Annotated in this window: 22 protein-coding genes and 2 pseudogenes; 12 read left to right on the top strand and 12 right to left on the bottom strand. The window is 44.2% G+C overall.

All coding sequences use genetic code 11. The features are described from left to right. A partial coding sequence (locus ACRC32_RS17030) for a hypothetical protein (RefSeq protein ID WP_438555082.1) occupies window positions 1-227 on the top strand: 227 nt, incomplete at its 5' end. A gap of 80 nt (window positions 228-307) precedes the next feature. Here ACRC32_RS17030 and ACRC32_RS17025 read toward each other — a convergent pair. After that, complete coding sequence (locus ACRC32_RS17025) at window positions 308-487, bottom strand: hypothetical protein (RefSeq protein ID WP_438555081.1); 180 nt, start codon at window positions 485-487, stop codon at window positions 308-310. Between the two features lie 149 nt (window positions 488-636). Between ACRC32_RS17025 and ACRC32_RS17020 the strand changes: the two genes are divergently transcribed. Then, a complete protein-coding gene (locus ACRC32_RS17020; RefSeq protein WP_438555080.1) occupies window positions 637-891 on the top strand; it encodes a hypothetical protein in 255 nt (84 codons plus the stop codon). Between the two features lie 69 nt (window positions 892-960). Then, window positions 961-1,944: pseudogene (locus tag ACRC32_RS17015) on the top strand (iron uptake porin); the annotation flags it as partial. Between the two features lie 11 nt (window positions 1,945-1,955). Here the strand turns inward: ACRC32_RS17015 and ACRC32_RS17010 are convergent. Next, window positions 1,956-2,189, bottom strand: a complete 234-nt coding sequence (locus ACRC32_RS17010; RefSeq protein WP_015157184.1) for a hypothetical protein — start codon at window positions 2,187-2,189, stop codon at window positions 1,956-1,958. Between the two features lie 164 nt (window positions 2,190-2,353). Here ACRC32_RS17010 and ACRC32_RS17005 point away from each other — a divergent pair, with 164 nt between their 5' ends. Further along, window positions 2,354-4,465: an NAD(P)/FAD-dependent oxidoreductase gene (locus ACRC32_RS17005; protein ID WP_438555079.1), complete on the top strand. Its 2,112-nt coding sequence runs from the start codon at window positions 2,354-2,356 to the stop codon at window positions 4,463-4,465. Window positions 4,466-4,487: 22 nt separating this feature from the next. Here ACRC32_RS17005 and ACRC32_RS17000 read toward each other — a convergent pair whose 3' ends face one another. Continuing rightward, complete coding sequence (locus ACRC32_RS17000; RefSeq protein WP_438555078.1) at window positions 4,488-5,819, bottom strand: hypothetical protein; 1,332 nt, start codon at window positions 5,817-5,819, stop codon at window positions 4,488-4,490. A gap of 299 nt (window positions 5,820-6,118) precedes the next feature. Here ACRC32_RS17000 and ACRC32_RS16995 point away from each other — a divergent pair, with 299 nt between their 5' ends. Both ACRC32_RS16995 and ACRC32_RS16990 read left to right on the top strand, forming a co-directional pair. Beyond that, a complete protein-coding gene (locus ACRC32_RS16995) occupies window positions 6,119-7,960 on the top strand; it encodes an alpha/beta hydrolase (RefSeq protein ID WP_438555077.1) in 1,842 nt (613 codons plus the stop codon). Between the two features lie 150 nt (window positions 7,961-8,110). Next, a complete protein-coding gene (locus ACRC32_RS16990) occupies window positions 8,111-8,287 on the top strand; it encodes a hypothetical protein (RefSeq protein ID WP_438555076.1) in 177 nt (58 codons plus the stop codon). Between the two features lie 108 nt (window positions 8,288-8,395). Here the strand turns inward: ACRC32_RS16990 and ACRC32_RS16985 are convergent, their stop codons facing one another. Further along, window positions 8,396-8,605, bottom strand: coding sequence for a hypothetical protein (locus ACRC32_RS16985; protein WP_438555075.1), 210 nt, complete (start codon window positions 8,603-8,605; stop codon window positions 8,396-8,398). A 91-nt stretch (window positions 8,606-8,696) separates the two neighbouring features. Between ACRC32_RS16985 and ACRC32_RS16980 the strand changes: the two genes are divergently transcribed. The 4 genes from ACRC32_RS16980 (at window position 8,697) to ACRC32_RS16965 (ending at window position 12,888) form a co-directional block, all read left to right on the top strand. Next, window positions 8,697-9,035, top strand: a complete 339-nt coding sequence (locus tag ACRC32_RS16980; protein ID WP_438555074.1) for a hypothetical protein — start codon at window positions 8,697-8,699, stop codon at window positions 9,033-9,035. 175 nt (window positions 9,036-9,210) lie between these two features. Further along, entirely contained in the window at window positions 9,211-11,268 is a 2,058-nt protein-coding gene (locus tag ACRC32_RS16975; RefSeq protein WP_438555073.1) for a protein kinase domain-containing protein, read from the top strand. A gap of 12 nt (window positions 11,269-11,280) precedes the next feature. Next, window positions 11,281-12,183, top strand: coding sequence for an alpha/beta hydrolase (locus ACRC32_RS16970; RefSeq protein WP_438555072.1), 903 nt, complete (start codon window positions 11,281-11,283; stop codon window positions 12,181-12,183). A 42-nt stretch (window positions 12,184-12,225) separates the two neighbouring features. Continuing rightward, window positions 12,226-12,888, top strand: coding sequence for a Uma2 family endonuclease (locus tag ACRC32_RS16965; RefSeq protein WP_438555071.1), 663 nt, complete (start codon window positions 12,226-12,228; stop codon window positions 12,886-12,888). Window positions 12,889-12,952: 64 nt separating this feature from the next. On the opposite strand, the gene ACRC32_RS16960 is transcribed toward ACRC32_RS16965, so the two are convergent. From ACRC32_RS16960 to ACRC32_RS16945, 4 genes are all read right to left on the bottom strand, one after another. Beyond that, the gene (locus ACRC32_RS16960; protein ID WP_438555070.1) at window positions 12,953-13,456 is read right to left on the bottom strand and encodes a pyridoxamine 5'-phosphate oxidase family protein; all 504 of its coding nucleotides are present in this window, start codon (window positions 13,454-13,456) and stop codon (window positions 12,953-12,955) included. A gap of 50 nt (window positions 13,457-13,506) precedes the next feature. Beyond that, the gene (locus ACRC32_RS16955) at window positions 13,507-13,947 is read right to left on the bottom strand and encodes an ester cyclase (protein ID WP_438555069.1); all 441 of its coding nucleotides are present in this window, start codon (window positions 13,945-13,947) and stop codon (window positions 13,507-13,509) included. A gap of 14 nt (window positions 13,948-13,961) precedes the next feature. Continuing rightward, window positions 13,962-14,348, bottom strand: coding sequence for a DUF6463 family protein (locus tag ACRC32_RS16950; RefSeq protein ID WP_438555068.1), 387 nt, complete (start codon window positions 14,346-14,348; stop codon window positions 13,962-13,964). Between the two features lie 99 nt (window positions 14,349-14,447). Continuing rightward, window positions 14,448-15,350 (bottom strand): helix-turn-helix domain-containing protein, encoded by a 903-nt coding sequence (locus ACRC32_RS16945; RefSeq protein ID WP_438555067.1) that lies wholly within the window; start codon window positions 15,348-15,350, stop codon window positions 14,448-14,450. A 179-nt stretch (window positions 15,351-15,529) separates the two neighbouring features. On the opposite strand from ACRC32_RS16945, the gene ACRC32_RS16940 reads away from it, so the two are divergent. Continuing rightward, window positions 15,530-19,090: a DNA polymerase III subunit alpha gene (locus ACRC32_RS16940; protein WP_438555066.1), complete on the top strand. Its 3,561-nt coding sequence runs from the start codon at window positions 15,530-15,532 to the stop codon at window positions 19,088-19,090. A gap of 104 nt (window positions 19,091-19,194) precedes the next feature. Continuing rightward, a complete protein-coding gene (locus ACRC32_RS16935; protein ID WP_438555065.1) occupies window positions 19,195-19,617 on the top strand; it encodes an EVE domain-containing protein in 423 nt (140 codons plus the stop codon). Between the two features lie 126 nt (window positions 19,618-19,743). Here ACRC32_RS16935 and ACRC32_RS16930 read toward each other — a convergent pair whose 3' ends face one another. From ACRC32_RS16930 to ACRC32_RS16915, 4 genes and pseudogenes are all read right to left on the bottom strand, one after another. Continuing rightward, entirely contained in the window at window positions 19,744-20,772 is a 1,029-nt protein-coding gene (locus ACRC32_RS16930) for a hypothetical protein (protein ID WP_438555064.1), read from the bottom strand. Window positions 20,773-20,974: 202 nt separating this feature from the next. Continuing rightward, window positions 20,975-21,103, bottom strand: a complete 129-nt coding sequence (locus ACRC32_RS16925) for a hypothetical protein (protein ID WP_438555063.1) — start codon at window positions 21,101-21,103, stop codon at window positions 20,975-20,977. Further along, entirely contained in the window at window positions 21,082-23,085 is a 2,004-nt protein-coding gene (locus ACRC32_RS16920; RefSeq protein WP_438555062.1) for an amylo-alpha-1,6-glucosidase, read from the bottom strand. The genes ACRC32_RS16925 and ACRC32_RS16920 overlap by 22 nt, the downstream gene beginning before the upstream one ends. A gap of 146 nt (window positions 23,086-23,231) precedes the next feature. Beyond that, window positions 23,232-23,867 (bottom strand): annotated as a pseudogene (locus ACRC32_RS16915) (stage II sporulation protein M); the annotation flags it as partial. Window positions 23,868-23,997 lie beyond the last annotated feature (130 nt).

The following is a 23,997-nucleotide window of genomic DNA, read 5'->3' as shown; positions in this document are numbered from 1 at the left end:
GGACTCAACAGGCAACTCATGCCAGTGAATTTTGTTGTCCCCGTTGTCGTTCTGGTAGCCGCGAAGCAGAAAGAGTCTGGCTAAATCGACGATCGCCCGTATTTACCGAAAACAACCGTCGCAAGTGGCAAGAGTTTTATCAGTGTCAATGCGGTTGTGTCTGGTGGGCGTGGAGTAACGATCGCCCCCCCTCAGATTTAACACAGAAAGAAGACTGCGATCGTTAATTGGTTAGTTGTTGGTTGACAGTAGACGCACTCCGCTACACTGCGTGAAGACAGTTGACGGTTAATGATAAATGCTGGCGCTACACTCCGTGAAGACAGTTGTTGGTTAACTGCTCCCTGCTCTCTGCTCCCTGCTCCCTAAAAAACTGACAACTGGTCAAGAAATCATCACCAAAAACCATAAATTCAAGCAAATATTCCTGTTGGCAACGGGCAAATCTGTCTTGGTGAGATAGAATACAGTACAAATAACGGTACACTTGTCAAGACTATGAAATACTTCTTTAGAACAATGGCAGTGAAAAGAGATATTTCTTAATCTGGAGGCAAAGCCAGACAGAGAATTTAGCCGAAAAGTCCGTACATTGCTGCCCAATCAATGACTCGTTGAATTTATAGGAATAAAGTTATGAGCGATCGCTCGCCATCGGAAGCATCTATCTTTTTGAGTTATCTCAGAAACGGGATTTGGTTTTTGGGAATATCTTTTTGGTTGTTTGGCATCATTGACCGAAGCATTGCTTCTTTCTCTGATGGCTCCCTATCGAGCGTAGATACGCTCCAGCTGTTTACAGCAGCCTTTTTCTTCATCGCTTGGTTGTTCCTGAAACCAAAGTCGGGGCATCGGGAGAAACAGGAAGTTGGGAATCCTAACCCTTCCTAAGCCTCCTCAGTTCCCTGTGCTATTTTCTAACTTCCAGTAGCTAATTTCTGTCCTACTAAACTTGCTTTTGAAACCAGTTTTACTGGCAAGGACTTACTGACCACCAGGCTTGATTTTGGCAACTTCGAGCAATTTGACTTGCCAACAGATGAAGGGCATTTGGGTTTTGACTCGAACACTGAAGGAAGCGTGGAACTGGGAAACCTAGAATATGAACTACCAGTGGGTGAAAAAATAACGCTGTTGTTCCAATTCAACGATTCAGACAGCGATGATTTTACCGATGTCATCAATCCCTTGTTTGAAGATAGCGATACGGGGGCAATTTCTCGCTTTGGACGACGCAATCCCATTTATCGCATCCCCAATAGCAACACGGGAATTGGAGCGAGGTTACAGTTATCTGAGGCAATGAGTTGTGATTTCGCTTATTTGGCTGGAGATGCTAACGATCCGGCAGCTGGCGCGGGACTATTTAACGGCGATTACGGCGCGATCGCTCAGTTAACATTAACGCCGAGCGATCGCCTTGCTGTAGGCTTGACTTATATTCTTTCTTATAGAGCTGCCGGTCAAGGTTTAGATACAGGTACGGGTAGTACAGCCGCTAATTTAACTCAAATCGGCACGCCAGATCTCGAACTGCCTGTAGTCGGTAACTCCTATGGCATTGAAGCCAGTTACAGAATTAGCGAGAATTTTGCGATTGGTGGCTGGGTGGGCTATACTGCTGCTCGCGCGATCGGTTTGGGGGATGCATCGATTTGGAATTACGCCATCACCTTCGGATTTCCCGATCTGGGCAAAGAAGGCAATCTCGGCGGACTTATTATTGGAATGCAACCGAAATTAACTGGTACGAGTAGCGGTTTGAGAGCGGTAGGACAATCGAGCGACCCCAATACTTCAATCCACGTGGAAGGCTTTTACAGACACCAAGCTACAGATAATATCTTCATCACCCCTGGTTTGATTTGGCTGACAGCTCCAAATCATAATACTGAGAACGAAGACATCGTGATTGGAACAATTCGCACTGCCTTTGAATTTTGAGTTCTACAAAACTATGCAAATTTTTCCCACGCCTGGGTCACAATCTCGCTCAGCCTGCGGCGCTGGCGATCGTCTAGTAAGCTATCATCTGCTAGCAGTTGGGCAGTTAGCTGTTCTAAAGATTGTCCTTGGGAACGGACGAACTGGATTACACCCGCGATCGCAGTGGCTACCAATTCATCGCTAATTGGTTTTTGTCTGAGATTAATAATTTCTTCGGGGCTGGTTGGGATGGGATAATGCATGGCGGGAGTTTACAAGATGAAAAACTGTTTTAATAAATCCAAACACAATTGTAAATTTTCTTAAACTTGTTCTAAGCAAGCTTATTTTTGGCAAGCTTAGCCTAGTCTAAACCCTTGTCACCTCTGTCCAAATTGGTAGTTTACCCATAGACAAAAGCGCCAAGATGAAAGAACTCTTGTACATTGAAATCCCCACACCAGACACATCTGTCGTTCGGCACTGGTTGCAAGCGGAATTTGAACCAGGAATCGGGCAAAAAGCGATCGCGCCTGAAGGTTTTCGCTTGCAAATACCTATAGATACAGCGATAAAGACAAATATTTCAGATCCAACGGCAAAAAAGCTAGGGGAGATCTCCGCTTTTGTTTGGTCTGTACAGCGTACTACATATCTCAAGGTCTTCCGTTGGACAGATTGTCCCCTACCAGGAGAACGGCAAATTCTGCAAAGTCTTGTAAAGCAGATTAGAATTAAGTTTCCTCATAACTATCCCGCACCACCAACAATAGATCTATCCCAACAATCTATTTTTGAGGCGCTTGCTCCCCGCTACCCCCTCACCGTCAAGTATTTTCAGCAAATGCCTAATGGCGAATACGATCTCAAGCGAGTTTACTGGTGGGAGCAAAGGTGGCGCGAAGGAGTGCAGAATCCGCAGCAGCCGCGTCAAGTTGTGTTTTCTGGAAAAAATGTAGAGACGTTACATGTATCGCCTCTACAGCCATCCTACGATCTCATTTACATCGGTGGCGCATTAGGAGTGATTCATGCAGTGGTGATGGCGCAACTGGGTTATCGCGTGTTGTTGTTGGAGCGTTTGCCATTTGGACGGATGAATCGGGAGTGGAATATTTCTCGCACGGAATTACAAAGTTTAATCGATCTGGGTTTGCTAACTCCCGCAGAATGCGAAAGTGCGATCGCACGAGAATATAAAGACGGATTTAATAAGTTTTTCGATGGGAACAATCCACCCCACTTAAAAGCACCGATCCTCCATACTCCAACGGTGCTGAATATAGCCTTAGATGCAGAAAGGCTACTGCAGCTGTGTGGAGAAAAGTTAAAAGCTGCGGGGGGTGAAATTTGGGATGAAACCGAGTTTCTCCGCGCTGATATCGAGCGATCGCAAGTTACGTTACAAGCTCGGCATTTACCCAGCCAAACTCAAAAACAAGCCAGCGGACGAGTTTTAGTAGATGCAATGGGGACAGCTTCTCCGATTGCTTGGCAACTCAATGGCGGTCGTGCTTTTGATAGCGTCTGTCCGACGGTAGGAGCGGTCGTTAATGGCGGCTTCGAGCCTGGGGTATGGGATGCTCAATATGGCGATGTGCTCAACAGCCACGGCGACATTTCGCGGGGAAGACAGTTAATTTGGGAATTATTTCCTGGTGCGGGTGAGGAAATCACAGTTTATTTGTTCCACTACCATCAAGTTAATCGAGAAAATCCTGGTTCGTTGCTGGAGATGTACGAGGACTTTTTCACGATTTTGCCAGAGTATCGCCGTTGCGACCTAGATAAACTCGTATGGAAAAAACCTACGTTTGGTTATATTCCGGGACATTTTAGCGTTGGGAGTCGCGATCGCACGGTTGCTTTCGATCGCTTAGTAGCGATCGGCGATGCAGCTTCGCTGCAATCTCCCCTCGTCTTTACTGGTTTTGGCTCCCTAGTCCGCAATCTCAGCCGTCTCACAGCCTTATTAGATACGGCATTAAAGCGCGATTTGCTCAGTGCCAGCGATTTGAATCAAATTCGCGCCTATCAAAGCAATGTTGCCGTGACTTGGATGTTTTCTAAAGGCATGATGGTTCCCACGGGTAAATTTTTACCACCAGAACGGGTCAACTCGATGCTGAATAATTTCTTCGGACTGTTGACTGACGAACCTTTAGAAGTTGCCGATCGCTTTATCAAAGACCGCTTTGATTGGTTTACTTTTAATCGTTTGGCGCTGAAAGCTGCCAGAAAAAATCCCGTTTTGCTGCTCTGGATTTGGGAATTAGCCGGAGCTAAAGATCTGCTGCGATGGCTGCTGAGTTACTTCAGCTTTAGCTGGAATGCCTTGCTAAGTCTTTGTTTTAGCGGCTGGTTGCCAAGTTTCTTGCACCAGATCCAGCCGTGGTTAGAACCCCGCTATCCTAGATTGTGGCTGAGGCTGCTGGCACAAAGCTACGCCCTGACAACTGGTATGGGAAGACCCCAACTCGCGATCGCCCCTCATCCCCGCACGCCTGCAATTGGTTCTCAAGATGTAGTTAGTAGTTAGTTGTTGGTTGTTGGTTGACTAGTCACTGATTCTGGTTTCTGGGTGGAAATTTTGGTAATTCAATTGATGCTAGTGATTTTCTACCTTTGGGTGGATGCCAGGGATAAACAACTGGTGAGGGCCAGTTGAGGTTAACCTGATTCTGGCTGGATGGGGAAGCATCGGCTGGTGAAGCTTCTGCTTCACCAGCTGGTTCATCCGTCTGCGATTCATTGGTTGGGTGCGATTCTGATATCTGTGGTTGGGGCGCGAGACGATCGAGGTCGAGCGACGTTGTATCGTTAGTTTCGATCGCCTCTGCTGAGGCTTCTTCTTGTAACAAACTCAAGAAATCGTCTAGGTCTACTTCTTGGTTAGTTTCTGAAAAGAAAAAACTTCGCTCTGCCGAGCTATTACCACTTGGCAAATCGAAAGATCCAGTACTGGGGGTGGAATTGAAACTGTAAGGCGCTTGGCGATCGCTCAAAAAGTTTTCCGCCGTCCACTCATTCAATGGTGAATCTGAGGATTCTTGTCGGTTGCGATCGATAAAATTCGGGGTTTGAATCGACCACGGAGTAATCGGTTGCGGGTTGGGGAATAACGATTGCGTTCTCAAACTACTAGCATTATTTTCTGGGGGTCGATCGGTTGTGGAAGCGGGTGATTCCGCACACTTTTCTAACGCTACTTTTAACTGCATGGTGTAGCGTTGCTGGCGCAGTAAGCGAGAGCGGAGATCGCGGCAGGATGTCTCGACTTGCATGAGCTGATAGGATTGCTCGTTATATCTAGACTGCACGAGAGAGCATTCTCTTTCCATTTGAGCGATCCGTTCTTGGCTGGCGTTTAAGTCATCGGTGAGGGTCTCAACCACAATTTTCTGCTGCTGGATGGCTTGTTCTGCCGTCTCTAGCTTGGTAGATAAAGATTCTACTTGCGATCGCGCTTGCTCCTGAGCTTGAATTTTTTGAGCGAGCTTCAAATCTGCCTCGCGCGATCGCCCTCTGAGGTAGTGCAATTCATTTTGGCTGTTTTCTAGCGCTCTCTCTAGTTGAATTACCCGTTCTACTAGTTTGGTGTTGGAGCTGCGCATCTCTTGGATGAAACTCAATAACGTCGCGACTTCTTCAGGAGTTAAGGATGCTCCACCATTCTCTGCCGAGTCCATCCAGCGAGCAACGGACGACCAAGAACCTACTGCGGGTTCTGGTTCCACAGAAACATCGCGGGCAACAGCAGCATCGTCCGCTGGCTCAGATAAATTGGTTTCGTCTTGGTTTGCTGGAGATGTCTCACCATCGGCAAGCCCACTATTAGCAAAATTAAACCACTCAGAAAATGGCGCACTATTGACTTTTTCTGCTTCACTCATGGTCTTGTACCCCGCTGTAAAAATTCTTAGCTGCCCCGGTATCAGACTTTCTATTATTCATCCACTTTTAAAAGATTTTTTTAAAGATTCAGACTTTCTTAAAAAAAATAGATCTTCTACCATAAATGAATTTTTCAGTATTTATACTGGTAACTTTTCCCAAATTCTGTATGCAGAAATATAAAATAATTAGGCGAGTTGTTACTCTCGTTTCTATCCTGTAGCTATCTTACCTCCACCACCTCAATTGAAGAAAGTCAGTTGTCAGTGGAAAGTGCGCCCAACTAATTATTTGCTCTATGTCATGTAATTTTCCTGCTCGGACTTGGTTAGGAGTTGTGCTAAGTAGTTTAGGACTGTGGTTTTCACCCATACCTGGAATTGCCAACTCTGCGATCGCGGCAAAAAAAATTTATATTTCCTATGGAGCGATCGAACGTTCTATTTCTGTGAACTCTTTGGAAGGCTACGCTAAGAAAGGCATAGTTGACGAGGAGCTAGCTACCTATGCAGCATATGTCAGTCCCCAACGATTGTTACAATTACAGCGAGTTTTACTCAAACGGATCGATCTAAGTCCGGTTGCAGTATCCCAGTTTCTTTATACGCCAACTGGAACAACCCTGTTAAAAAGACTAGGCGAGGTTGTCCAAACTGAATCTCGGCAATCGGGATTTTATGCCCTACGCTCGGCACTCATTTTAGCGGCAGCCGATCCAAAAGGCTTAACACTCCTGAACATACTACACAAATTTCCGACTAACGTACGAGTTAATATGGGGCGGATGCTTCAGCTGGCTGAAGCCCTAGAAACCTTGATTAGCCAATCTCGCAGAGCGATCGCCTTAATTTCCGAAAATTCGACAGTCGCAGCTGCTCAAGTCCAAGGAATAAATTTTTCTCAGTTACCAGATTTGCGATCGCCTGGACGTTTTAGTTGGAGCAAGCAAACCTTAAAATTAAGCGATCGCCGCCGCGATCGGGCTTTTGTTGCCGATCTTTATTTACCAAGGGAGCAGGGAGCAGGGAGCGCTTCGGTGCAGGGGAAAGAGAGTAGAGGAGCAGGGGAGCAGGGGAGCAGGGGAGCAGAGGGGCAATTACCAATTACCAATTACCAATTACCGATTACCAATTACCGATCGCCAACTACCGATCGCCAAAAATTCCCAGTCATAGTCATATCCCACGGTTTAGGGAGCGATCGCACGAGTTTTATTTATCTAGCCGAGCAACTGGCAAGTTATGGTTTTGCTGTTGCAGTTCCCGAACATCCTGGTAGCAATGCGGAACAATTGCGATCGCTGTTTTCCGGTCAAGCCGCAGAGATTGCAGAACCGAGCGAATTTGTCAACCGTCCTTTAGACGTGAAATACTTATTGGATGAATTAGAGCGATTGAACGCAGCTAATCCCAGTTGGCAGTTGAATGTACAACGAGCAGCGATTATTGGTCAATCTTTTGGCGGTTATACTGCCTTAGCTTTAGCAGGTGCAAGCTTGAATTTTAGCCAACTGCGCCGAGATTGTAACAACCCTAAAGATGTCTGGAATCTATCGCTACTGCTTCAGTGTCGTGCTTTGGCTTTACCATTGACTCAAGATAATTTGAAAGACTGGAGAATTAAAGCCGCGATCGCTATTAACCCATTTACTAGTAGTATTTTTGGGGAGTTAGGGTTGAGGAAGATTCAAATTCCCGTAGCGATCGTCAGCAGCAGTGCAGATACAATTGCTCCTGCCTTACCAGAACAGATTATTCCCTTTGCTTGGTTAACAACAGAGCAAAAATACTTGATCTCCATCGATCGCGCCAGCCATTTTTCTACGATTGGTGAATCAGCTGCGGAAGATGCCGATCCGATTCCCCTACCCGCACAAGTTATTGGTCCCAATCCAGCGATCGCACGTCGCTACGTTAGTATTTTGAGCGTGGCATTCATGGAAACTTATCTCGATCGAAACCCCCAGTATCGTCCCTATCTCAGCTCCTCCTATATTCAAACCGTCAGCCAAGCACCGCTAGATGTGAGTCTCGTTTCATCCTTACCACTAACTCAGCTAGCTAATTCTATCTGTGCGGTGGTCACAGCCCAACAGAATTTTTGTCCTCAAGCTTACAGGCGGGGGAGAAAAGAGAGCTGAGGGAGCGATCGGGAGCGCAAGGTTGCTGAGGAAGCTGAGGGAGAAAAACTGCTCCTGACTTCTGACTTCCCCATGACTCTAGTTAGAGGACAATTTACGATCGCGCTTGCTAACTTGGTGAATGAGATCGAGACGAGGAGTTAAATGGTAATGGACAAGACTTTATTGATGATTTTGCTGTTGGGTTTGCTACTCAGCTTCATCGTAGCGCCGTTTTCTGGCTTAGCCTTACTGATGATTTTCCTGCTAGCTTCAGCTATTTTGTGGACAGGCTGGACGCTTGTGAGTATTTTAATTCGTGGTAAGACAAGCGACAGTAATTCGTAGTTCAGCGATCTATGGTTCGGTAGGTTCGCCAATTGATGCGGTCATGAGCGAGTCGCGATCGCAACTAAACCATCGTAGTTGCAAAACAGGCAGTTGCAAAACAGGCAGTTACAAAAAAGAACGATAGATTTCGCTTTCTAACGTACCGCTAAAATACCCCTGCCCGATAGAGGTTCTCTGCCAGTCTGCCAATGCTTCATCTGGCGTAACTCTAATCGTAGATACTAATTCTGCCCGAATCTGCTGAATGAGTTCTTGCTCTTTCAGCTTAGTATCTCTTACTTTTGGTGTAGATGTGGAATTTCGAGCGCTCGACATTATGGCTTATCCCTCTTGCACCAAGATTTAATCTTTATGTCCCCATATTGTCAGGCTATAATCGTACCCACGTTCATCAGCTTAAAAATTCTTGATAAAGAATCGGGAGTTGGGAGTCGGGAGTCGGGGGAAGAGAGCTGAGGGGCAGAGGGGCTTCAGGTGCAGAGGGGCTTCAGGTGCAGAGGAGACTAGGGAGAATTTAATTCCGAATTCCGAACTCCGAATTCCGAATTCTCCCCACACCCTTTCATCACGCACTACTCACTACACCCTACACCCTACAACGCCAGTTGCGGGATTCGGAGGGAACCTCACCGGACAGTTTGACGCGACGTGCTACAACGGGGGGAACCCCCGCAACGCAGCTGTCCTCCGCACCGCACCGACCTCCCGCACGGCGCTGGCTCCCCCACACCCTATTTGCTACTAGTCATCAGCCACTAGCCACTGATAACTGAAAAAAGTGTCACTGGAGATGAGTTTAAGGGAGAGATCGTGAGTTATTTAAATTTGTAGATATACTCATAATGCCCTGTAAAAGCTGGGGTAGCGTGTAATTCAGAAATTCCGAATTCCCTAGCTTCTCATAACTCCTTCGCTGTCATATGCCCGTATACTGCACTCAAGGTCACGAAAACTTGCCTGAAAGTCGTTTTTGTATGCATTGCGGCGAGAAGCTGTCTCTAGCGTCGGGAAATGGCTTGTATTCAGGACAGATGTTAGGCGATCGCTACTCGATCGTGCGTCTACTAGCACAAGGTGGTTTTGGGCGCACCTATCTAGCGGAGGATACTAACCGCTTTCGCGAACTCTGCGTTTTGAAAGAATTTGCGCCGCAAGCACAGAGTCATACTCTTTTACGCAAAGCAGCAGAATTGTTTGAACGGGAAGCAGGAGTTCTTTACAAATTGCAGCATCCGCAAATTCCCCGCTTTCGCGAATTATTTCGCGTCAAAATTGACAGTAAAGAACATTTATTTCTCGTCCAAGATTACGTAGAAGGGGAAACCTACCGCAGCCTGCTAGATGAGAGAATGCAGCAAGGAAAATTTTTTAGCGAGACAGAGATCGTTTACCTCTTGCAGCAAATTCTTCCTGTATTAGATTACATCCACAGTGTAGGGGTCATTCATCGGGATATTTCCCCAGAAAATTTAATTTTACGTACTAGCGATCGCCTACCAATGCTAATTGATTTTGGTGGTGTCAAACAAGTTGTTGCAACTGTTTCATCGGCTAAGTCTGGTGGGGGACTGCATACCGCTACGCTACTAGGAAAAGTCGGCTACGCACCACCCGAACAAATGCAGCAGGGGGTAGTTTATCCTCACAGCGATTTGTATGCCTTGGCTGCTACAGTATTAGTTTTACTTACAGGTAAAGAACCACAAGAATTAATCGACGATCGCAATCTCACATGGCACTGGCGGCGAGAAGTCAATCTCACGCCAATGTTGGGGACGATGTTAGATAAAATGCTATCTCCTCGTCCTAGCGATCGCTATCATTCCGCACAACACGTTTTACATCTCTTACAGCAGCATAGCACTGCTGCAACACCCATACCTACTCCCATGACAGTAGCAGTTAATAAGTCGCCAGTTGCCGTTGCTGTCAAGCCAGTTGTTAATATTCCCCAACCAGTTATTAACATTCCGAAGCCAGTTATTAATTTTTCTCAGTTGGTTAACAATTTTCCCAAACCAGAAATTAACATTCCGAAGCCAGTTATTAAAATTCCTAGCGTTAGTTTTTTCAAAACCAAAAAAATTTGGTTTGCATTACCAATAGGAATTATATCTGCATATATGGGTTGGTTAGCAGTGAGTGGTTGGTTGCAATTTCAATCAAATTTAACTGAAAAGAAAGTACCTCAGTCGCCAAAAGTAGCGGCTAAACCTCAATTTTCTGCTGCCGAACAACGTCGTAAAAATCAATTGCGCGATCGCCGCCAGCGGATGGGGATAAATAATAGATATTATATTGCTTTAGTAGACCAAGTTTTTTGGGAAAGATATCCTCAGTATAAAGGTCGTCGTCTCACGGCGAATCCAGAGGATGCAAAAATTAGGGCTGATTGGGATAATTTGGCGGCGGAATGTTTGGATTGGTTGCAATTTCTGCCCTCAGAAACTCGCAAGCGTTTGGGTAGTTACTCGCAAAAAGATCGATCTCGTTGGCAACAGCAATTGTATCAACTAAACCTGAGTAATAGAGTTTTATACGATTTAGCTGATGCTGCCTTTTTACAAATGTTTCCCCAACAGCGGGGACAAAATTTTATGAACAAACCAATTAATCAGGTTTGGTATGCGATCGCTGAGGAGAAGTGGCAAGCTATCCTGAAGGGAAACGCTTATGAGAAAATTGAGTTTGATTCTGGAACGAGTGAAAGACAAGTTAGCGGTAGGTTAAAGTCAGGTGAAGGTAAAACTTTTGTTGCCGAATTAACAGAAGAACAAGTGATGCAACTGGAATTGGAAGCCGATCCGCAAGTATTAATTTCAGTGTATTCTCCTACAGGTAAAATTAAGCTGATGGAAGATTCTCGCGATCGCACTTGGGATGGAGATCTACCAGAATCCGGTTTTTACGAGTTTGTTATTGTATCTACTGCGTCTGGTAAGAGCGATTATCAGCTTAAACTAATTATTAGCGAATAGCAGTCTGTATCCATGTCAACACAATTTTTTTGGCGATCGCTATTCCCTATTATGGCGATCGCCGGTACTGTTTATCTAATTGCTTGTTTACTTCTCTACTTTCAACAAACGCGATTTATTTTCTTTCCTCGCGCCACTATTGATACTACACCAGCAGCGTTTAATTTGCCTTATGAAGAGGTGTGGCTACCTGTAAAAACGGCATCTAATCGGATAGAAAAAATACATGGTTGGTGGATACCTGCATCGGCACCAAGTAACAGAGTATTACTATATTTGCACGGTAATGGAATTAATATCGGAGCCAATGTTGCTCATGCAAATCGATTTCATCGCATGGGATTTTCAGTATTACTTCCCGATTATCGCGGCTACGGTTTGAGTCGGGGTAATTTCCCCACCGAATCACAAGTTTATCAAGACGCACAAGTAGCTTGGGATTATTTAGTTAAGGAGAAAAAGATTCCAGTCAATCGGATTTTTATTTACGGACATTCTTTAGGTGGTGCAGTGGCGATCGATCTGGCAGTGAAATATCCAAATGCAGCTGGATTAATTGTCGAAAGTTCTTTTACATCGATTGCCGATGTAGTCAATTATCAACAAATTTATCGAATTTTTCCAATCGATCTACTATTACATCAGCGATTTGATTCTATCGATAAGGTGGGTTCTTTAGCTATGCCAGTATTGTTTATTCATGGTACTGCCGACTGGCAAGTTCCTGCTAGCATGAGTCAACAATTGTATCAAGCTGCACCGCAACCAAAACAAATTTTTTTAGTTTCAGGGGCAGGGCATAATAATACTGCTGAGGTTGCTGGTAGTCAGTATTTTCAGGTGGTGCAGCAGTTTGTTAAGCAAGTGGAGAATAAAAATGTCACGCCAAGGCGCAAAGACGCAAAGGGTTATTAAGGGTTTTTCGTTAGTTAAAATGTTTAAAAGGAGAATTTTAAAATGCAGCTTCAATTGAGTCAAATTGACGTGCAGCCAGGACAAAGGTTGATTTTAAAAGATGTTAGTTGGGATGATTTTGAGCAGATATTAGCAGAGTTAGGCGATCGCCGTGCTTCTCGGTTAGCATACTATAAAGGAATACTAGAAATTATAGTTCCATTAGCAGGACATGAAAATGGAAAGGAAATTACTGGAGATTTGATAAAAGTAATACTAGAAGAACTGGATATTGAGTTTAGAAGTCTGGGTTCGACTACTTTCAAACGGCAAGTTATGAATGCTGGTGTAGAGCCAGATGCTTGTTTTTATATCCACAATGAGGCAGCAATTAGAGGTAAGGAGAGGATCGATCTTAATTTCGATCCTCCACCAGATTTAGCAGTTGAAATCGATTTTACTAGCGATTCAGAAATTAAAAAGAATAGCTATGCTGCGTTATGCATTCCCGAATTATGGATTTATAATGGGCGATCGCTCAATTTGTACGTGTTACAAGATCGGCAGTATATTGCTACAGAAAAAAGTTTGACTTTTTCTAATTTGCCACTTGCAGAAGTAATTCCTCAGTATGTTAATAGAAGTAAAGTAGAAGGAAGAAATCGCGCAATAAAGGCATTTCGGAGATGGGTTGCAGAATATCTAGGAACCAAGCGAGATAATTGAACGAACTACTAAAAAATGTAGAAATTTGTTTCAGGCTAACTTAGCGATCGCCCTATTTGCTGCATCACTTCTTTCTCTCCGCAATCATCCATATTCCTTTTACTTTAGATAATATAGTAGGTCGTAGTTCAGGCAAAGGTTCTGATGCTACATGACGAGCAAAATTCATCAGTTCAATTCTGGATGGGACAAATTTGAGGAGTACATAATCATCACTTTGTAGTCCTGCTGGAAAATAGATCGTCCAATCTTCCTGCCATCGTTTTTGCTTCTCATAAAAATCGTTTTCTACACTCGCTGTACCTAAAGCTGTTACATATGCTTGTTCGCTGTCGTCTTGAAAAGTTACTGTTACATAACTTTTATTTAGAATTTCACGCACTTTTCGAGATTTTGCACTCGTGACAAACCAAAGCGTCATATCCTCTTCAAGATTTAAAGGTTCCACGAGTCTAGCATTAGCTTGTTCTGATTCATTCAGCGTAATGAGAAAGCAGTATTTCACTGATTTTATTGTGTCTCTTACAACTTCAATCAAATAGTTTGGAGTCATTCCTACTGTTTCCATTTTTTCTCTCCTTTAGAACGGATCGTTCAAGGGTGACAAATCTAGAAAAGTTATTTCAAAGCAGGTTTGGCAATGACTTCCATTTGTTGCATTACTTCTAGCAAGTTCAATTCGTACCACCATTCTACAATTTTGCCTTCAGAAATGCGGAATAAAGTGAAACTCCCATTCACAGTGACAACTTTACCTGTAGGTGGTATTTCCATAAACATTCCTGTGTGAGTACCTTTAAGTGTGGAACGATACATCACTTTGTCTGCCTGGGCGATTACATCTTCAATTATCTGTTGAATATCGGGAAATCCTTGAAATAAGCTTGCTTCAAATTTTTTATTTGTCTCTATGCCTCGAATTGGTTCAGCCCAGCTACAAAAGTAATGAACAATATCCGGCGATATTAATTCATCCCAAGCTTTTTCCCAATTAGGATTAGTTCCCCAGCCTTGGGTAGCAAAACGCAGGGCGATCGCTTTATTTTGTTCGCTAGACATATAGATACCTCCTTCTATTCTTGAGAAAAACTATTGGCTAAGCTACTTTTAACAGGGCGCGAAGCAATAATTATTAACACGGCTGGTATTAGCAACAACCAGAAACCGGAAATTGGCATCAAAAAGATCCCAACTAGAGCAGTTACTAGAAGACACCAGCCGAGAAAATTTGGAAGAGTTATACTTTGAATATGCGCCCAACAACATAGTTGTCCTATAGCAAAAAGTAGCGGCACAAACATCAAAAACCAAAAAGCAGTATTGCGATCGCAAAATGGATCTACTGCGTTGAAAAATCCACTCTGAGCAATATTTGATAGCGGTTCGGCATAGAGCCAGAAACCAACTAAAACATGGATAATGCTGGTAACGTATAACCAATATCCACTGAATCTCAACATTCTTAGCCTCCTGAGCGATCTAGCTGACGAATGTGATGAATTTAGCTGAGATTGTTGGCTAAAGTCGCGCAAATTCTTGCAGTTTTGAGCAGATTCTTGCTATTGCTGTTGAAATGTTTTAGGGGACATTCCCGTTAAGCGGCGGAAATGGGAACTCAAGTGACTTTGATGCGAAAAACCGCACTGAAACGCTACATCTGCGATCGCTAAATCCGATCGTTTGAGTAATTGTTTTGCTCTTTCTACCCGCAACCGAATCAAATATTGATGGGGTGTCACGCCCGTAGATTGTTTAAATAGACGACAGAAGTAATATTGGCTCATGCCTACAGTACGAGCTAAATCTGATAATTTAATCTCTAAATTTAGATGAGCGTGAATGTAATCAGTCACTTGTTGCAACTTGTACTGCGGTAGACCATCGGAGTATGTAGAGATTTTTGGTGGTAATGTGGAGCAGGTAGTAAGCAAATGTACGGCTAAAGCAACACCGATAGACTCGCCATAAATTCGTCCAGCAGGACATCCAGCTTGCAAATCTGCTTTCAAAGCTGAGGCGAGTTGTTGAATTACCGGATCGACAAATTGAAAACTAGGAATTAGTTCCAGGCGATCGCGATCTGTACATTCATTTGCCAATCCTGCTAAAAGTTGAGGAGTAAAGGTAATCAGAGTAAAGCGTACTTCTTGCTGCCATACTGCCCAATGCAGCGTATTAGCCGGACAAAAAGCAATCTCACCATTCCCAAACCAATAAGACTGAAATTGACTACCTACACGCCTTTCGTGCTGTACCCAATTATAGCGATCGCTAACATCGAGAACGTGTTGCGTCATCAAATGCTCTGCTGGAGTCTCGTAACCTGGATGATGATAGTAAGCTAGGAAAAGCTCGTTCCAGCCTGCTGAGTGGCTATTAAGCAATGGCGGATGAGGGAGGACTTTAGTGGAGTCCTCTAGCTTAGTCATATCCAGTTTGAGCTGTCGTTGAGGTATTGGCATCTGTACCTCCTGTCTATAACAAATTGTGATGTGGGCATCTTGCGCGGACTAAAAGTCACGAGCAAATGACTTACAATTACCATTTATTAAATTACTCTCAAGAGAATATACAGACCCACCCTGGCGCACCCAAAATCCGGTATCCTATACTTCTGTCATAGCCACTGTGGGATGCTTCTATGTCTTTCGTCGGTCTACACATCCATAGCGATTACAGCCTGCTCGATGGTGCCAGCCAGCTGCCGCAACTGGTAGATCGAGCGATAGAATTGGGTATGCCTGCGATCGCGCTTACCGATCACGGTGTCATGTATGGGGCGATCGAATTAATTAAGGTTTGTCGTAGTAAGAATATTAAGCCAATTATTGGCAATGAAATGTACGTGATTAACGGCGATATTGGCAATAAAGAACGCCGCCGAGTTAGAAAATATCATCAAGTTGTTTTAGCAAAAAATACTAAAGGCTACAAAAATTTAGTTAAACTTACGTCGATTTCTCACCTCAAAGGATTCCAAGGTAAAGGGATATTTGCCCGTCCTTGTGTAAATAAGGAACTGTTACAACAGTACCACGAAGGCTTAATTGTTACGAGTGCTTGTTTGGGTGGAGAAATTCCCCAAGCCATTTTACAATGTAAACCAGATATAGCGCGAGAAACTGCTAAGTGGTACAAAAATGTGTTTGGCGATGATTTCTATTTAGAAATTCAAGATCACGGTTCTCCTGAAGACAGAACTGTGAATGTTGAAATTATCAAAATAGCTAAAGAATTAGATATTAAATTTGTCGCCACAAACGATTCCCATTATATTTCCTGTTTTGATGTAGATGCTCACGATGCATTATTATGCATTCAAACTGGTAAGCTAATTTCCGAAGATAATCGGATGCGCTACAGCGGGACGGAGTATTTGAAGTCTGCTGAGGAGATGGCGCAATTATTTCGCGATCATTTGCCAGATGAGATTATCCAAGAGGCGATCGCCACAACTTTAGAAGTTGCTGAAAAAGTTGAACCATACCACATTTTAGGCGAACCGCGACTACCTAATTATCCCGTTCCCGCCGGACATACAGCCGATACTTATGTAGAAGAAGTTGCTTGGGAAGGATTATTAGAACGTCTCAACCGTAAATCTCGCAATCAAATCGAACCAGTCTATAAAGAAAGATTGGAATACGAGTTGAAAATGCTTCAGCAAATGGGCTTTTCAACCTATTTTTTAGTTGTATGGGATTATATCAAATATGCTAGAGATCATGACATTCCGGTGGGACCAGGACGCGGTTCTGCTGCTGGTTCTTTGGTTGCTTATTGCCTGCAAATTACTAACATCGATCCGGTACATCATGGCTTGCTATTCGAGCGATTTTTGAATCCAGAACGAAAGTCAATGCCTGATATTGACACCGATTTCTGTATTGAAAAACGCGATGAAGTGATTGAATATGTCACGCGAAGATATGGTGAAGATCGAGTCGCGCAGATTATTACATTTAACCGCCTCACATCCAAAGCTGTTTTAAAAGATGTGGCGCGAGTCTTAGATATTCCCTACGCCGAATCAGACAAAATGGCGAAATTAATCCCTGTGGTGCGGGGTAAGCCAACTAAACTAGCGGTGATGATTTCTGACGAAACACCAGAACAAGAGTTTAAGGATAGATACGACAACGAACCCCACGTTCGCCGCTGGATTGATATGGCGATGCGAATTGAAGGAACGAACAAAACTTACGGCGTTCATGCAGCCGGAGTTGTGATTTCATCCGATCCGTTAGATGAAGTTGTTCCATTACAAAGAAATAAAGAAGGCGATGTCATTACCCAATATTTTATGGAAGACATCGAAGCAATGGGATTGTTAAAAATGGACTTTTTAGGATTAAAGAATTTAACTTTGATTCAGAAGTCGATTCAGCTCATCGAACAATATCGTCAGATTAAAGTCGATCCGTATGAAGTTACGGCAAATGAAAGAAAAGTGCAGAAAATTTTAGCCAAAGGTGAAACTGATAAAATTCCTGAAGATGTAGAAAAAGCTTATAAGCTGCTAGAAGCAGGCGCGTTAGAAGGAGTATTTCAGCTAGAATCTTCGGGAATGCGTCAGATTGTTCGAGATTTAAAACCTTCTTGTATCGAAGATATTTCTTCAGTGCTGGCTTTATATCGACCAGGACCATTAGATGCTGGTTTAATTCCAAAATTTATTAATCGCAAACACGGTAAAGAAGCAATTGAAAACGAGCATCCTATACTAGAGCCGATCTTGCAAGAAACCTATGGAATTATGGTGTATCAAGAGCAAATCATGAAAATTGCTCAAGATTTAGCCGGATATTCCCTCGGACAGGCGGATTTGTTAAGACGTGCGATGGGGAAAAAGAAAACTTCTGAAATGCAGAAGCAAAGAGAAATTTTTGTTGATGGTGCAGCAAGAAATGGGGTGAAAAAACAAATAGCTGAAGAGTTATTTGAGAAGATGATGAAGTTTGCGGAGTACTGTTTTAATAAATCCCATTCAACCGCCTATGGTTACGTCACTTATCAAACTGCATATCTTAAGGCAAATTTTCCTGTAGAATACATGGCGGCGCTATTAACAGCTAATAGCGACAAAACAGAGCAGGTACAAAAATATATTGCTACCTGTTTGAACATGAATATTCAAATCGAACCACCAGATATCAATCGCTCTGGTGTGGATTTTACACCAATAGAAAATAATATTTTATTTGGACTCTCAGCAGTTAAAGGGTTAGGCGGAGAAGCGATCGCTTCGATTTTAAAAGCGCGTTCGGAAGGAGAATTTAAATCTCTAGCTGATTTTTGCGATCGCGTCGATTTACGTGCTGTTACCCGTCGAACAATTGAACCACTCATTTATTGTGGAGCTTTCGATAAACTCGAACCAAATCGCCAGCAATTATTAAAAGATTTAGAACTAGTACACGATTGGGCGCAATCTCGTGCTAAAGATCGAGCGATCGGTCAATTTAGTTTATTTGACTTGGGAGGACTGACGGATGCTAGTCAGTTAGAAAGTAGCTTTGATTCTGCACCCAAAGCACCACCAGTCGCAGATTTTCAACAATCAGAAAAGTTACGCAAAGAAAAAGAGTTATTAGGTTTTTACGTCTCCGATCATCCCCTCAAAGCAGTCAGACAAGCAGCACAAATTTTGTCTCCAATTAACCTCAGCGATTTGGAAAATATCCATAGCGAAACCTCTGTGAGTTCGGTAGTGATGCTAACCAGTATGAAACCCGTGACCACGAAAAAAGGCGATCGCATGGCAATTTTACAGTTAGAAGATTTGACAGGACAAACAGAAGCAGTTGTTTTTCCTAGAACCTACGAACGCATTTCCCATCTGTTAGAAGCAGATACGCGATTAATTGTTTGGGGTAAAGTCGATCGACGGGACGACAAAGTACAAATGATTATTGAAGATGTAGAACCAATAGAAAACGTCCGTTTAGTCATGGTAGAACTTGACCCCTTACAAGCTGGAAACATCCAGGAACAACATCGCTTACAAGAAATTTTGCAGAAGCAGGTAGAAGAGAAAGAAAAAGCGAGAATTCCCGTGTTTGCTATTATTCAAGATACCCGTAACCGTCAACTAGTACGCCTTGGACGCAGTTATTGGGTACAGGATAGTAGAACCGCTGTAGAAGCACTAAGAACCGCCAATTTTCCCGCTCACGTACAACCATTATTAGTTAACAGTTAACAGTTAACAGGGAGCAGGGAGCAGGGAGCAGGGAGCAGAGGAGCAGAGGAGAATAATGACAAATGACTCTTGACTAATGACTCTTGACTAATGACAAATGACGAATGACAAATTACTGGCTATTTCAAGGAAACCCTAAATATTACCGAATTTTAGATGCAATTCGAGAATTAGAAACAATTCCATGGCGGGTGACTCGCTATAGCAAAGATATTGCTGTGGGTGATGGAGTTTTGGTGTGGATGGCAGGAGAAAAAGCGGGAATATATGCGATCGCCGAAGTCGCCGAACCCGTTCAAGCTTTAACAGAATTACCCGATAAAGACTATTGGCTCGATCCGAGCAAAGCTGGTAGTAAACTCCACGTTAAAGTCCGTTGTCTTCGCAGATTGCTGGGACAACCATTGAGGCGATCGGAATTGCTTTACGATCGCGTTTTGAGCAATTTACCTGTAATTCGCGCTCCTGGTATTAACTATAAAATCACGCTGGAAGAATGGCAGCGAGTCCATCAATTAAAAGGATGATGGTGTCAGTACCGTAAGCAAGCGGTGCAACATCGAGTGCCGCCCATAAGCTGTGTCTTTAATTGTGAATTTTTAATTGTGAATTATTCTGGTCAGGATTCTACAACAAACTGACTTTGCGATCGCTCAAATGCCCGTATAAGCCCGTTCGTGTAAGGTTTGAGAAATTTCTGTTCGCTCATCCAAGTGCGATTCATAATTTCTGATACTAACAGCACGTTCCACACAGCGGTCATTTCCCAAGTCGCACCCACCCGTGGCATAACCATCGTACAAACGCACTAGCTCATCTTCAATTGGAGCCAAGCTACCCTGCAACACGCAGAGCCACAAGTATGCTTGAAACATATCTAAGTCTCGGAGGCACGAATGCTTCACGCTAGGATGATCTAATCTTCCCCGCTGTGTAGTCGTTTTGGGAAACTGTCGCAAGAGATTCATATAAACCCGATGAGAAATCGCCTCGACTTCTGGTAGCATGTGTTGAACTACTTGAAACGCAGGCGAACTAAAATCATGCACGCTTGCTGCCTCACAAACGCGGAGCCACGGTAGCGCTACCTGTTCTTCTAGAAACTTAAAGTAAGGTCTGACAAAAATTTGCTCAGTAGCATTCAAATTTTCTAGTAGCGCCACATTGCTCAAGTTGAAGTGAGTCGTGAGAAAGCCTAGCTTCGCCCAATCATTAGAAATTTGGTGACGCTCTTGATACTCTAATAGTAGTGGTTCTATAAAGCTAGCTAGCTTGATGATGTCTGTATTACTCAAGCCAACCAATCGCAGATCGCCCTTGCCTTCTTTGAGTGTCTCAGAGAGGACGTATGATGGCTGCTTGTAAAACTCCAGTAGATTTAAGTAGATTTCAACAGTACACCGCACGATGTTGGTAATTTCACTCGCACTGGTTGCCGATGGAGTGCATTCATACAGTTCGCTCGCTTTAGTAGCAGCATACTCGCAGTTAAGCTCGATCAGCGATCGATGCAACTTCGCAACGGTTTCGCGTCTACCCTCCGGCGAAATCACGTGAAGCAGAGCATCAGAGGCAAAATGATGTTGCGCAAAGAAGGGAATTTGAGGCTTATATCGCTCTGTCCAAATTTTGACGAGCTGTTGAGTGGTTAGGTTTTGTGAAAGATCTGAGCTGATGAGCATATGAAGGCACTCCATTTCATCAGTAAAGTGAGGAATTCGTAAATAAATAACACACCCGCTAGCCCTCAACCGCGATCGATCCCGCTCGCCGAGCGAGATCGATCGCGGGACAAGAACTTCATCATCAGTCGCTGAATATTGCTGCTATTGTTTCAATGTCTTTACTTTAACATCACGCAGCGATCGTTAAACTACACATTTACTACTGTTGTTGGTAGTTGGGAATTGGTAGTTGGTAGTTGTTTTTTGCTCCCTCAGCAACCTTGCGCTCCCTCAGCTCTCTTCCTCCGACTCCCGACTCCCGACTCCCTACTCTTCCGTAGCAAACCAAGCCCGCAAAACTTCTGCAACCGTCCAAGCTTGGGCAATGCAGCCGCGTGGAGTCATGGGCGCATCGCCGTCAAAAATTTCGCTTAAACTACCAATACCGCGATCGCAAAGGTGATTTGCCATCGGTTCGAGAAATTGACGCGCCTGCACGGGATTTTTATAAACGCGCAAATGCGCAAAGACAAATGCACCAATTAACCATCCCCAGGTTGTTCCCTGATGATACGCGCTATCTCGTTGCAGTGGAGCGCCACCATAACGTCCTCGATATTGGGGATGTTCGGGGGAAAGCGATCGCAAGCCGAAAGAAGTCAATAATGTCTGTCCGCAAGCATCGACAACACCTTTTTGCTGCGTAGGGTTAAGTAAAGGTGCAATGCCTTGCGCCCCCACTAAGGGTAAGGAGACAGCAAAAATTTGGTTGGGACGTAGGGATAGATCGTCTCCATCAGGACCATCTAGTACGTCGTAGCAGTAGCCTAAATCTTGATTCCAGAAACGAGAAAACCTCGCTAGCGTGCGGTTGGCGATCGCCTCGTACTCTTGATGCGGCTTACCTAACCGACGGGCGAAATTTGCCATACTCCGCACGGCATTGTACCAAAGTGCGTTGATCTCAATCGGTTTACCAATTCGAGGTGTGACGACCCAATCGCCAACTTTGGCATCCATCCAGGTTAGCTGCCATCCCTCTTCCCCAGCATAAAGCAGTCCGTCAGCTGCATCGAGATGGATGTTGTAGCGCGTACCGCGACAGTGCCAATCAATAATATCTGCTAGGACTGGAAATAGTTCTTGGATGAGGGCATCATCTTCTGTAGCACTGTGGTAGGCACGAACTGCTTCAAAGTACCACAAAGTCGCATCAACAGTATTGTAATCCGGTGCTTCCCCCACATCGGGAAAGCGGTTGGGGATCGTGCCGCGATCGACATACTTAGCAAAGGTACGGAGAATGTAACGGGCAATTTCCGATCGCCCCGTGCAAAGAGTCAAACCTGGTAAGGCGATCGCCGTGTCGCGTCCCCAGTCGCTAAACCAGGGATAACCAGCAATAATCGTTTTGCCCTGCGGTTCGTCTGCCAAAGGGCGATCGACGATAAACTGATCGGCAGCTAGAACTAGTTGATGTATCCATTGCGGCGGTTCTTTCGCTTTAATCGAACGACTGGCTTTCCACTGTCCGAGTAGCTTTTGTTCTTGGGTGTGACGCAGTTTCAAGGCTGCTGCGCCATCTAAATTTGGATGGCTTTCCGTACTCGCCACAAAAGTAAAGGATTCCCCAGGGTTGAGCGTCACCTGAAAAGTTGCTGCGTGCAAGTGGTCTTCGCGATCGCTCAGTCCTCGATAGCGTTCTACTGCTAAGTCAAAGCCATAGTACCAGTTGTGAACGATTGTTGCTGTTGCACCATCACCTAGCAAGTAAAGGGGTGTAGCACCAGGGTAGGGGGTAACGCAAATTCCCAGATCGACTGGATCTAAAGCCATTTGCCAGCTGTTACCTTGAGTAATGCCGTGATAGTCGCGATAATTGACCATCGCTTTCAGCCCCAACTGTAGCGGTACAGTGGCGCGAACTGAGGCATACTGAATGTAAGTTGTATTGGCTCCCTGCTGCATCCATACCCGCTTTTCCAACAGGGCATCAGCATAGGCAAATCGCCAAACGGGGACTGTCCCTTCTAGAGAAAATTGCTCGACACACAAGTAACCTTCAGGGCTGACAATTCCATCCCCCCAGCGATTCGTGTTTAAAGGATAGAAGCGATCGCCATATAAAATCGTTTCATCCAACTTTGCTAACATTAACGTGCGACCCAAAGGCGGTTTAAGGGCTGCGACTAATAACCCGTGGTAGCGTCGAGTCAGCAATCCCGCTACCGTACCAGAGGCATAACCGCCAATCCCGTTTGTCACCAGCCACTCTCGCGTTTCCGCGATATCCAGGTTACCGCAGATTTCCCGCCCGAATTGAATCGCCATATCAACCTACTGCTTGCTACTGAAGCGCGATCGCCACTATGTTTGAGTATGCACCGCAACCATAATATATCGTCGATGGGGATTAGGGGTGAGGGGATAGGGGTGAGAAATTGTTGATAAATTGCTGAGACAAGGACAAAAGCCTTTCAAGAACGCGATTTCTGCCGCTGACAATACACCACCAACAACGCAAACAAACTAATTCCAGCTAAATATTTTAAAGGTAAGGGAACAATTGGACTAGGAGAGAAAAATCCTTCAATGATTCCGGCAATGACCAACATCGGTACAATTCCCAGTACTAACTGGGCGGCTTGAGCGCCATAAACCTTTAATGCATCTCCCCGTTTGTATTTACCAGGAAATACAATCGCTCTAGCAATTAAAAACCCTGCCCCACCAGCAAAAAATATTGCTGGTAATTCTAAAGCACCGTGGGGGAATACAAACGCCCAAAAGGGATAAGCTAAATTATTTTGTCCGACTAAAGTTGCAATTGCTCCTATACTTAGACCGTTATAAACTAGTAAAAATGTTGTATACAATCCTGCGGTAATTCCCCCAGAGACAGCAGCGAAAGAAACAGATATATTATTCGTCATAATGTTTGTAGATGCCAGTGGCTCGACACCAACAATCGAACCCATCCACAATTGACGATCTTCTTGTACTTTTTTAATCAAATAATCGGGTACGACTAATGATAGAAATGTCGGGTCTTGCCACGCATACCACCAAGCGACAATTCCACCAAATAAAAAGAGTACTGTAGCTAACTGGAGTTTTGACTAAAAATCCAAGAAAGGCAGCGTGAAAGCTTCACAAGCTGCCAGTAAGAGATGATGAGAAAACCATTACTTCTCAAATCTCTCAAGATGATTTTCGATAAGCTCAAACAGTTTCGTCAAGGAG

The sequence above is a fragment of the Chroococcidiopsis sp. genome, assembly GCF_051657925.1.
GTDB lineage: Bacteria > Cyanobacteriota > Cyanobacteriia > Cyanobacteriales > Chroococcidiopsidaceae > Chroococcidiopsis.
Note: the sequence above shows the minus strand (reverse complement) of the source record. Positions and strands in the feature narration are given on the sequence as shown.

What these genes read in the sequence shown, in the direction of transcription:
- ACRC32_RS16930 (WP_438555064.1), bottom strand. Translation starts at nt 20,772, where the DNA reads ATGCTCATCAGCTCAGATCTTTCACAAAACCTAACCACTCAACAGCTC.
- ACRC32_RS16970 (WP_438555072.1), top strand. Translation starts at nt 11,281, where the DNA reads ATGTCAACACAATTTTTTTGGCGATCGCTATTCCCTATTATGGCGATC.
- ACRC32_RS16935 (WP_438555065.1), top strand. Translation starts at nt 19,195, where the DNA reads ATGACAAATTACTGGCTATTTCAAGGAAACCCTAAATATTACCGAATT.
- ACRC32_RS16965 (WP_438555071.1), top strand. Translation starts at nt 12,226, where the DNA reads ATGCAGCTTCAATTGAGTCAAATTGACGTGCAGCCAGGACAAAGGTTG.
- ACRC32_RS17020 (WP_438555080.1), top strand. Translation starts at nt 637, where the DNA reads ATGAGCGATCGCTCGCCATCGGAAGCATCTATCTTTTTGAGTTATCTC.
- ACRC32_RS16960 (WP_438555070.1), bottom strand. Translation starts at nt 13,456, where the DNA reads ATGGAAACAGTAGGAATGACTCCAAACTATTTGATTGAAGTTGTAAGA.
- ACRC32_RS16945 (WP_438555067.1), bottom strand. Translation starts at nt 15,350, where the DNA reads ATGCCAATACCTCAACGACAGCTCAAACTGGATATGACTAAGCTAGAG.
- ACRC32_RS16955 (WP_438555069.1), bottom strand. Translation starts at nt 13,947, where the DNA reads ATGTCTAGCGAACAAAATAAAGCGATCGCCCTGCGTTTTGCTACCCAA.
- ACRC32_RS16975 (WP_438555073.1), top strand. Translation starts at nt 9,211, where the DNA reads ATGCCCGTATACTGCACTCAAGGTCACGAAAACTTGCCTGAAAGTCGT.
- ACRC32_RS17000 (WP_438555078.1), bottom strand. Translation starts at nt 5,819, where the DNA reads ATGAGTGAAGCAGAAAAAGTCAATAGTGCGCCATTTTCTGAGTGGTTT.
- ACRC32_RS16950 (WP_438555068.1), bottom strand. Translation starts at nt 14,348, where the DNA reads ATGTTGAGATTCAGTGGATATTGGTTATACGTTACCAGCATTATCCAT.
- ACRC32_RS17010 (WP_015157184.1), bottom strand. Translation starts at nt 2,189, where the DNA reads ATGCATTATCCCATCCCAACCAGCCCCGAAGAAATTATTAATCTCAGA.
- ACRC32_RS16990 (WP_438555076.1), top strand. Translation starts at nt 8,111, where the DNA reads ATGGACAAGACTTTATTGATGATTTTGCTGTTGGGTTTGCTACTCAGC.
- ACRC32_RS17005 (WP_438555079.1), top strand. Translation starts at nt 2,354, where the DNA reads ATGAAAGAACTCTTGTACATTGAAATCCCCACACCAGACACATCTGTC.
- ACRC32_RS16995 (WP_438555077.1), top strand. Translation starts at nt 6,119, where the DNA reads ATGTCATGTAATTTTCCTGCTCGGACTTGGTTAGGAGTTGTGCTAAGT.
- ACRC32_RS16920 (WP_438555062.1), bottom strand. Translation starts at nt 23,085, where the DNA reads ATGGCGATTCAATTCGGGCGGGAAATCTGCGGTAACCTGGATATCGCG.
- ACRC32_RS16985 (WP_438555075.1), bottom strand. Translation starts at nt 8,605, where the DNA reads ATGTCGAGCGCTCGAAATTCCACATCTACACCAAAAGTAAGAGATACT.
- ACRC32_RS16940 (WP_438555066.1), top strand. Translation starts at nt 15,530, where the DNA reads ATGTCTTTCGTCGGTCTACACATCCATAGCGATTACAGCCTGCTCGAT.